General features: G+C 59.8%; 10 protein-coding genes. 8 read left to right on the forward strand and 2 right to left on the reverse strand.

Features of this window, described 5'->3' with window-relative positions; all coding sequences use genetic code 11:
* Window positions 1-60: 60 nt before the first annotated feature.
* Together BLS08_RS18745 and BLS08_RS18750 are read left to right on the forward strand one after the other, a co-directional pair.
* Window positions 61-741, forward strand: coding sequence for a tetratricopeptide repeat protein (locus BLS08_RS18745; protein WP_033377261.1), 681 nt, complete (start codon window positions 61-63; stop codon window positions 739-741).
* A complete protein-coding gene (locus tag BLS08_RS18750; RefSeq protein WP_017675293.1) occupies window positions 741-1,070 on the forward strand; it encodes a YqcC family protein in 330 nt (109 codons plus the stop codon). The genes BLS08_RS18745 and BLS08_RS18750 overlap by 1 nt, the downstream gene beginning before the upstream one ends.
* An 18-nt stretch (window positions 1,071-1,088) precedes the next feature.
* On the opposite strand, the gene BLS08_RS18755 is transcribed toward BLS08_RS18750, so the two are convergent.
* Entirely contained in the window at window positions 1,089-1,523 is a 435-nt protein-coding gene (locus BLS08_RS18755) for a DUF4124 domain-containing protein (RefSeq protein WP_017675292.1), read from the reverse strand.
* 401 nt (window positions 1,524-1,924) lie between these two features.
* Between BLS08_RS18755 and BLS08_RS18760 the strand changes: the two genes are divergently transcribed.
* Both BLS08_RS18760 and ilvN read left to right on the forward strand, forming a co-directional pair.
* Complete coding sequence (locus BLS08_RS18760) at window positions 1,925-3,649, forward strand: acetolactate synthase 3 large subunit (protein WP_026088417.1); 1,725 nt, start codon at window positions 1,925-1,927, stop codon at window positions 3,647-3,649.
* Between the two features lies 1 nt (window position 3,650).
* On the forward strand, window positions 3,651-4,142 hold the full coding sequence (ilvN, locus tag BLS08_RS18765; RefSeq protein ID WP_003462832.1) for an acetolactate synthase small subunit: 492 nt from the start codon (window positions 3,651-3,653) through the stop codon (window positions 4,140-4,142).
* A 53-nt stretch (window positions 4,143-4,195) separates the two neighbouring features.
* On the opposite strand, the gene ilvY is transcribed toward ilvN, so the two are convergent.
* Window positions 4,196-5,077 carry an HTH-type transcriptional activator IlvY gene (gene ilvY, locus BLS08_RS18770; RefSeq protein WP_017675290.1) on the reverse strand — a complete coding sequence of 294 codons (882 nt, stop codon included), beginning with the start codon at window positions 5,075-5,077 and terminating at the stop codon, window positions 4,196-4,198.
* Between the two features lie 126 nt (window positions 5,078-5,203).
* On the opposite strand from ilvY, the gene ilvC reads away from it, so the two are divergent.
* The 4 genes from ilvC to msrQ all read left to right on the forward strand — a co-directional run bounded on the left by ilvC (window position 5,204) and on the right by msrQ (window position 8,886).
* Window positions 5,204-6,220, forward strand: coding sequence for a ketol-acid reductoisomerase (ilvC, locus tag BLS08_RS18775; RefSeq protein ID WP_017675289.1), 1,017 nt, complete (start codon window positions 5,204-5,206; stop codon window positions 6,218-6,220).
* Between the two features lie 147 nt (window positions 6,221-6,367).
* Window positions 6,368-7,183, forward strand: coding sequence for a CDP-diacylglycerol--serine O-phosphatidyltransferase (gene pssA / locus BLS08_RS18780; protein ID WP_026088416.1), 816 nt, complete (start codon window positions 6,368-6,370; stop codon window positions 7,181-7,183).
* Window positions 7,184-7,249: 66 nt separating this feature from the next.
* Window positions 7,250-8,260: a protein-methionine-sulfoxide reductase catalytic subunit MsrP gene (msrP, locus tag BLS08_RS18785; protein ID WP_026088415.1), complete on the forward strand. Its 1,011-nt coding sequence runs from the start codon at window positions 7,250-7,252 to the stop codon at window positions 8,258-8,260.
* Window positions 8,260-8,886, forward strand: coding sequence for a protein-methionine-sulfoxide reductase heme-binding subunit MsrQ (gene msrQ / locus BLS08_RS18790; protein WP_017675286.1), 627 nt, complete (start codon window positions 8,260-8,262; stop codon window positions 8,884-8,886). Before msrP ends, msrQ begins: the two co-directional genes overlap by 1 nt.
* The last annotated feature ends 80 nt before the right edge of the window (window positions 8,887-8,966 follow it).

Genomic DNA, 8,966 nt, shown 5'->3' on the forward strand with positions numbered 1-8,966 from the left:
ATCGAGTGATTCGGTGTTACCTGAAGAGGATTGGATGTGAACAAGAAGTGGCTTGCCACTATGCTGGCAACAGCGGTGTTGAGTGGTTGCAGCACGGTACCGCAGGGTTCGATTCCGGTGATCGATGCCGGCTCTCCACTATCGTCGGGTGGTTCTGGTCCGTCGACCAGCCCAACCCCCGCAGCTGCGCCGCAGCGTATTGAGGAGGACTCCGGTGTTGTTGTGATGGTGCCGCAGGGTGCCGTCTCGACGCCATTGCAGACCGATACGCAGCCGATTACCTCCAGTGGCGGCCTGACCTTCGAGCCGCCCGTGAGCAGCCAGCCGTCTGCGCCGAGCCAAGGCAGCTTCGGCTCCTCGGCACCGAGCATGCCCAGCGGCATTCCCAGCGGTGGCGGCCTGGCTGCTGACGAGCAACTGGATGGCCCGGTTCTCGCGCTGTTGACCACTGCTCAACAGCAGCAGGGCGGTGGCGATCTGAATGGCGCCGCCTCCAGTCTGGAACGTGCCCAGCGCATCGCCCCGCGTGAGCCGCAGGTGCTCTACCGTCTTGCCGAGGTACGTATGGCTCAGGGCGATGCAGCGCAGGCCGAGCAACTGGCCCGTCGTGGTCTGACTCAAGCCAGTGGTCGTCCGGCGCTGCAGGCCAGCCTGTGGGATCTGATTGCCCGCGCCCGCGAGCGCCAGGGTGATCCCGCTGGTGCTGCCCAGGCCCGTGAACGCGCACGAGTCAATCTCTGATGGATGCTCGTGCAAGCGCACTGGCCGAACACCTGCTGCTGATCGAGCGTGAGTTACGTGTGCAGGGTTGGTGGCAGGAGGAGGCGCCGAGTGCCGAGGCCCTGGCCAGCCCGGAGCCGTTCTGTGTAGATACGCTGGCGTTCGAGCAATGGCTGCAGTGGATTTTTCTGCCGCGTATGAAGGTTCTGCTGGAAACCGGTGCAGCATTGCCCTCGGTATCGGGTATTCAGGCGATGGCGGAGATGGTCTATCAGCAGCAGCCGCGCGTTGCGCGTCGGCTGCTCGAACTGCTTGGCGAGTTCGACCGCCTGCTTACGCGCACGCCTTGAGGGCGTGCGCGTAGTTCATTATTTGCAGCTTTCTGTGATGGACTTCTTCAGTTCCGCGATGCGCTCCTGACGTTCATCCTCGCCAATACGGCGCAGCTCGCCACCGTCTTCAATCCTGACGCGTGGGTTGTTTTCCAACTGAGCCAAGTTAGTGCGTGCTGTCTCGCAGTATTGCTTGCGCTCGGCTTCCTGCTTCGCCACATCTTCCTTGACCTTCTTGTCGATGGCCGCCTGCTCAGGGTCGAGTTGCTCATCGAAACTGGGCGCCGGCTCACTTGGCGCAGGTCGTGGAGGCGGGGCGGCAGTATTGATGGTCGTGGCTTCTTGGCCCTGCGGAGGTTGCGCGCCGAAGTGGGTCACGCCTTTTTCATCTACCCACTTGTAAACCTGGCTGGCCATGGCGGATGTGCTCAAAGCGAGCATCAGGGTGCCAGTAAGAATCATGTGGCGCATGCTGTTTCCTTTATCGAGAGCGGCGGTGCTGATGGTTACTATAACCAAAAGCCGGCAATCTTCATCCTGCGCTGCGTCACAGCAGCAGGTTGAATAATAGGTCAGCCATCTCTTGACTTGCCTTCGCCGAACCCGAACAATCCAGCCTTCCCCCGTAGTGGAGTCCGCCGCAAGCGTCCTCCAGCTCGGGGAAAAGAGGCGCTACCCGCGCCGAACCGTGACACCCGCAACGCGTTACCTCGCGCTGGGAGGGTCGGCCCCGCAAGACCATGGGCTGCTCCGTTACTCGTCAAGCTGATGTTCCGAATCCACGATCACCGTCGTGCGTGTCCGCTGACAGTAAGACCTACTTAGGGCTGCCCGTTGGCGGGTGGCATACTGGCGTTCAAGAGGTGAACAACGTGGAGCTTTTATCCGGCGCTGAAATGGTCGTCCGCTTCCTGCGTGACGAAGGCGTTAAGCATATCTATGGGTACCCTGGCGGTGCTCTCCTGCATATTTACGATGCCCTGTTCAAAGAACCGGAAGTGACCCACATCCTGGTCCGTCACGAACAGGCAGCGACCCATATGGCTGACGGCTATGCCCGCGCCACCGGCAAGGCCGGTGTGGTGCTGGTGACCTCTGGCCCTGGTGCGACCAATGCCATCACTGGTATTGCCACCGCCTACATGGACTCCATTCCGATGGTGGTGATCTCCGGCCAGGTGCCGAGCGCCATGGTCGGCACCGATGCCTTCCAGGAAACCGACATGGTCGGTATTTCCCGCCCGATCGTGAAGCACAGCTTCATCATCAAGCACCCGTCGGAAATCCCCGAAGTGCTGAAAAAGGCGTTCTACCTCGCCGAATCGGGTCGTCCCGGTCCGGTCGTGGTCGACATTCCGAAGGACATGGGTGATCCCACCCAGAAGTTCGAGTACGTCTATCCGAAGAAGGTCAAGCTGCGTTCCTACAGCCCGGCGGTGCGTGGCCACTCCGGCCAGATCCGCAAGGCTGCCGAGATGCTCCTGGCCGCCAAGCGTCCGGTCATGTACTCCGGCGGTGGCGTGATCATGGGCGGCGCCTCTGCGCCGCTGACCGAGCTGGCGCAGATGCTCAACCTGCCGGTGACCAACACCTTGATGGGCCTCGGTGGCTATCCGGGTACCGATCGCCAGTTCATCGGCATGCTCGGTATGCACGGCAGCTACACCGCCAACCTGGCGATGCACCATGCCGACGTGATCCTGGCTGTCGGTGCGCGCTTCGATGACCGCGTGATCAACGGCGCGGCGAAGTTCTGCCCGAACGCCAAGATCATTCATATCGACATCGACCCGGCTTCGATCTCCAAGACCATCAAGGCTGACATCCCGATCGTTGGCCCGGTGGACAGCGTATTGACCGAGATGGTCGCCATCCTCAAGGAAATCGGCGAAACCCCGAACAAGGACACCGTTGCCAGCTGGTGGAAGCAGATCGAAGAGTGGCGTGGTAGCGGCCGTCTGTTCCCTTACAACGAGGGCGACGGTTCGATCATCAAGCCGCAGACCGTGATCGAAACCCTGTGTGACGTGACCAAGGGCGATGCCTTCATCACCTCCGATGTCGGTCAGCATCAGATGTTCGCTGCGCAGTATTACCGTTTCAACAAGCCCAACCGCTGGATCAACTCCGGTGGCCTGGGCACCATGGGCTTCGGTTTCCCGGCCGCAATGGGCATCAAGCTGAACTTCCCGGAAGCCGATGTGGCATGCGTCACCGGTGAGGGCAGCATCCAGATGAACATCCAGGAGCTGTCGACCTGCCTGCAGTACGACCTGCCGGTGAAGATCGTCAACCTGAACAACGGTACCCTCGGCATGGTCCGCCAATGGCAGGACATGCAGTACAACAGCCGTTATTCGCACTCCTACATGGAGTCGCTGCCGGACTTCGTCAAACTGGCCGAGGCTTATGGCCATGTCGGTATGCGCATCACTTCGCTGAAGGACCTCAAGCCCAAGCTGGAGGAAGCCTTTGCCTTGAAGAATCGCCTGGTGTTCCTCGACATCGCGGTGGATTCCAGCGAGCACGTCTATCCGATGCAGATCAGAGACGGTGCGATGCGTGACATGTGGCTGAGCAAGACGGAGCGGACCTAAGATGCGACACATCATTTCCCTGCTGCTGGAAAACGAGCCGGGCGCCCTGTCGCGCGTGGTTGGTCTGTTCTCCCAGCGTAACTACAACATCGAAAGCCTCACCGTTGCGCCAACCGAAGATCCGACGCTGTCGCGCCTGACCCTCACCACCGTTGGACAGGATGAGGTGATCGAGCAGATCACCAAGAACCTCAACAAACTGGTCGAGGTAGTCAAGCTGGTCAACCTGTCGGAAAGCGCCCACATCGAGCGCGAGCTGATGCTGGTCAAGATCAAGGCCACTGGCGCTCAGCGTGCCGAGGTCAAGCGTACTACCGACATCTTCCGGGGCCAGATCGTGGATGTGACCAGCAGCGTCTACACCGTGCAGCTGACCGGTACCAGCGACAAACTGGACAGCTTCATTCAGGCTGTCGGTACTGCATCGATCCTGGAAACCGTGCGCAGTGGTGTCACGGGCATCGCTCGCGGCGACAAGGTACTGAGTATCTGATCGTCATGGTAAAAAGAGCCCCGCCTGGTGCGGGGCTTTTTATTGCCTGGCATTCAGCGCTGGCGATTCCAGAAGGCCGCGATCAGCGGGTCCTTGAGGCGCTTTTCCAGCGCGAACAGGCCAATGTCATAAGCGGTGAGCGGTGGCTGGATATCATAGATACGGATGCGGGCGGTCAGCGGGCTGTTGTCCAGCACGATCTGCGGCACCACCCCGATACCGAAGCCCAGACTGACCATGCTGACGATCGCTTCGTTGCCGCTGACCTGGGCATAGATGCGCGGTTTGATGTTGTGGCTTTTCAGCCAGCGATCAGTGCGTGTCCGGGCCAGGCCTTCCTCCGAAAGAATCATCGGCACGTCTTTCCAGCTCTCGGCGGTCGGGTGCTGCAGTTGATCGTCGTTCAGCAGTTGTGGTGTCTGCGGGCCGATAAAGCGCAATTCCGAGCGAGTGATCGACTGGAATTCCACTCCGCCCGGCAGGCTGTCGGGGAGGGCGCCGATGGCCAGGTCCTCCAGTCCCTGTTGCACCCGTTCGACGGCCTTGGCCGGATCGCCGGTATGCAGTTTCATTTCGATGCGTGGGTAGTCCTGGCGAAAGCTGCTGAGGATGTCATAGAGGAAGCTGTAGCTTGCGGTAACCGAGCAGTACAGCGACAGCTCGCCATGCAGATTCAACTGGTCCTGCATGAAGGTCTGGCGAATCGCCTGCCAACCATTGATGACCTCGCTCGCATACTCGCGAAACTGTTGGCCCTCGCGAGTCAGGCGCACCGAGCGGTTGTCGCGCACGAACAGCGTGGCGCCCAGTTCGTCCTCGAGCTGCTTGATGCTGCGGCTAAGGGCGGACGGGCTGACGTGCTGTTCGCGGCTGGTGCGACCGAAGTGCAGGTTGTCAGCCAGGGAGAGAAAAAGCCGGAGGGAATGGCTGTCCATTTATGTTTCATATATCGGCATGTTGTGTTGCAAATATATCATTTTACGCAATGGTGCGGATCCCTTAAGGTGTCTTCGTCGCGGTGCCTCGCACCCCATCCCTTTCGATTCAAAAGAGCCAAGAACATGAAAGTTTATTACGACAAAGATTGCGACCTCTCCATCATCCAGGGCAAGAAAGTCGCCATCATCGGTTACGGCTCCCAGGGCCACGCCCAGGCCTGCAACCTGAAAGATTCCGGCGTTGACGTCACCATCGGCCTGCGCAAAGGCTCCGCTACCGTTGCCAAGGCCGAGGCTCATGGCCTGAAAGTGACCGACGTGGCTAGCGCCGTTGCCGCTGCCGATCTGGTCATGATCCTGACCCCGGACGAATTCCAGGGCCAGCTGTACAAGAACGAGATCGAGCCGAACATCAAGAAGGGCGCCACCCTGGCCTTCTCCCACGGTTTCGCCATTCACTACAACCAGGTTGTGCCGCGTGCCGATCTCGACGTGATCATGATCGCGCCGAAGGCTCCGGGCCACACCGTGCGCACCGAGTTCGTCAAAGGCGGCGGCATCCCTGACCTGATCGCTGTTTACCAGGACGCTTCCGGCAACGCCAAGAACGTCGCCCTGTCCTACGCTTCGGGCGTTGGCGGTGGCCGTACCGGCATCATCGAAACCACCTTCAAGGACGAGACCGAAACCGACCTGTTCGGTGAGCAGGCTGTTCTCTGCGGCGGTACCGTCGAGCTGGTCAAGGCCGGTTTCGAAACTCTGGTCGAAGCTGGCTACGCGCCGGAAATGGCCTACTTCGAGTGCCTGCACGAACTGAAACTGATCGTTGACCTCATGTACGAAGGCGGCATCGCCAACATGAACTACTCGATCTCCAACAACGCCGAGTACGGCGAGTACGTGACCGGCCCGGAAGTGATCAACGCCGAATCCCGTCAGGCCATGCGCAACGCCCTCAAGCGCATCCAGGACGGCGAGTACGCCAAGATGTTCATCAGCGAAGGCGCCACTGGCTACCCGTCGATGACTGCCAAGCGTCGTAACAATGCCGCTCATGGTATCGAAGTCATCGGTGAGCAGCTGCGCTCGATGATGCCGTGGATCGCTGCCAACAAGATCGTCGACAAGGCCAAGAACTAAGGTCTGCGATGTGCGAAAGAACGCGGCTTTATGCCGCGTTTTTTCATTCTGCGGCGAGGCTTCTGGTATAAAGCCAGCTCGCTGAGTGGCGAACTGAGTTCAGTCGTCCCGGTCGAAATTCGTCAAACCCGTTGCAAGGTGCTGTTCATGAGTGAAGGTCCCGAGGATCAAAAGCCGGCTGGCGACAATCTGGAAAGCCTGCTGCCGATCGACGAGCACATAGAGGAAGGGCAGGACGCGGAAGGGCGCAAGGTGCGTCACCGTGGTATCTACCTGCTGCCCAATCTTTTCACCACGGCCAACCTGTTCGCCGGTTTCTATTCCATCATCAATGCGATGAACGGCAACTTCTACGTGGCCGCCGCCGCAGTATTTGTCGCCATGGTGCTCGACGGTCTGGACGGTCGCGTAGCGCGCCTGACCAATACGCAAAGTGCATTCGGTGCCGAGTACGACTCGCTTTCCGATATGGTCGCTTTCGGTGTGGCGCCGGCTCTGCTCGCATTCGAATGGGCGCTGGGCAGCATGGGCAAGGTGGGCTGGATGGTCGCCTTCATCTATGTCGCTGGCGCTGCATTGCGTCTGGCGCGCTTCAATACGCAGATCGGTAGCGTCGACAAGCGCTACTTCATCGGCCTGGCCAGTCCGGCTGCGGCAGGCGTGGTTGCCGGTACGGTGTGGGCATTCAGCGATTTCGGCATCAAGGGCTCCAACATGTCCTTCGCCGTGGCGCTGCTCGTTGCCGCTGCTGGCTGCCTGATGGTCAGCAACATCAAGTACTACAGCTTCAAGGACCTGGACCTGAAGGGACGCGTACCCTTCGTAGCCATTCTGGCCGTGGTGCTGGTATTCGCGGTGGTATTCAGCGACCCACCCCGTATCCTGCTGCTGATCTTCCTCGCTTATGCGGCTTCCGGTCCGATCCAGTACCTGCTGCAATTGCGTCGTCGTAAATCTGCCTGACGCTGTAATTTCTTCTCTGCTCCGTGGTCTACAGTTCGTTTCTCGAACTGTAGTCGCGGAGTCGCCATGCTCATCCGAGTTCCTCCTTCCTCTCGGGCCCTCGAGTCCGAAGTCACTCCTGAATCGGTTTATCTCTCTCGTCGCAAGCTGATGCAGGGCTCGCTGGCGCTGGCGGCCATGGCTGCCATGCCGGGTCTGGCCAGTGCTGACACTCCAGGTGTCTACGCCGATGTCGAGCCGTCGAAGGCTCCGGGCTGGTTTCAAGAGAAGCTGGCGGCGGCGCGTTGGCAGGCGATAACCGCTGAAGGTGAAAGCATCACGCCCTTCAAGGACGCCACGCACTACAACAACTTCTATGAGTTCGGTACGGGAAAGGGCGACCCGGCAGCCAATGCCGGCAAGTTGCAGGTCGAGCCCTGGACGGTGATGGTCGATGGCGAAGTGAGCAAGCCAGGGCGCTACTCCATCGAGGATTTGGTCAAACCGCATGCATTCGAAGAGCGCATCTACAGGCTGCGCTGCGTCGAGGCCTGGTCCATGGTCATTCCCTGGCTGGGTTTTCCGTTGGCTGATCTGCTCAAACAGGTCGAACCCACCTCGTCGGCTCGCTATGTGCGCTTCGAGACACTGGTCGATCGTGAGCGCATGCCGGGGCAACGCTCGGGGTTCTCGCTGATCGATTGGCCCTATGTCGAGGGGCTGCGCCTGGATGAGGCCATGCATCCGTTGGCCTTCATGGCCGTCGGCATGTACGGACGTGTTTTGCCAAACCAGAATGGGGCGCCTCTGCGCCTGGTAGTGCCTTGGAAGTACGGGTTCAAGAGCATCAAGTCCATCGTGCGGATAAGTCTTGTGGGTGAGGCGCCCAAGACTACCTGGGAGCGTATCGCGCCGAATGAGTACGGCTTCTATGCCAACGTCAATCCGCAGGTCGACCATCCGCGCTGGTCGCAGGCGACCGAGCGACGTTTGCCCAGCGGGTTGTTCAGCCCCAACGTGATCGATACGCGGATGTTCAATGGCTACGAGGAGGTCGCTGACCTCTATGCGGGCATGGATCTGTCGAGGTACTACTGATGCGCTACAGGCTCTGGCGCGTCGGCGTATTCCTGGCTGCATCGGTACCGCCGCTGTATTGGCTGTACTGCGCCGTCTTCAATTTGCTGGGGCCTGACCCCGGCAAGGTGCTGGTGGATAACCTGGGGCTCGGTGCTCTGATCCTTTTGTTGATCACCTTGGCAATGACGCCGCTGCAGCAGTTGACGCGCTGGGGTGGGTGGATTGCCGTGCGACGACAGCTGGGACTGTGGTGCTTTGCCTACGTGACGCTGCACCTTTCCGGCTATGTGCTGTTTATCGCTGGGGTGCGCCTGGACCTGGTGCTGCGCGATCTTTCCGAGCGCCCCTACATAATCGTGGGGACATTGGCCTATATAGGCTTGCTTGCCCTGGCCGTTACTTCCAATCGCTTTAGCATCAGAAAGCTGGGCCGTAAGTGGAAGACGCTGCACCGCCTGGTTTACGCCATCTTGCTGCTGGCTTTGTTACACATGCTCTGGGTCGTGCGGGCTGATCTGGGGGAGTGGCTTGCTTACGCGTTGATCGGTGGCGCGTTGCTGCTGATGCGTCTCTCCGCTGTCGCGGGCGCATTACAGAGAGCGGGCGTCCTTTTTCGAGAGAACCCAAAGAAAATTGAAATATAAGCTTGACGCGCATTCTGCTGGCGGTAGAATGCGCGCCACTTCAGCGATGAAGCGCTTCAAAAACTTCTTGTTAATCAATA

This window comes from Ectopseudomonas chengduensis (genome assembly GCF_900102635.1).
GTDB classification, from domain to species: Bacteria; Pseudomonadota; Gammaproteobacteria; order Pseudomonadales; family Pseudomonadaceae; genus Aquipseudomonas; species Aquipseudomonas chengduensis.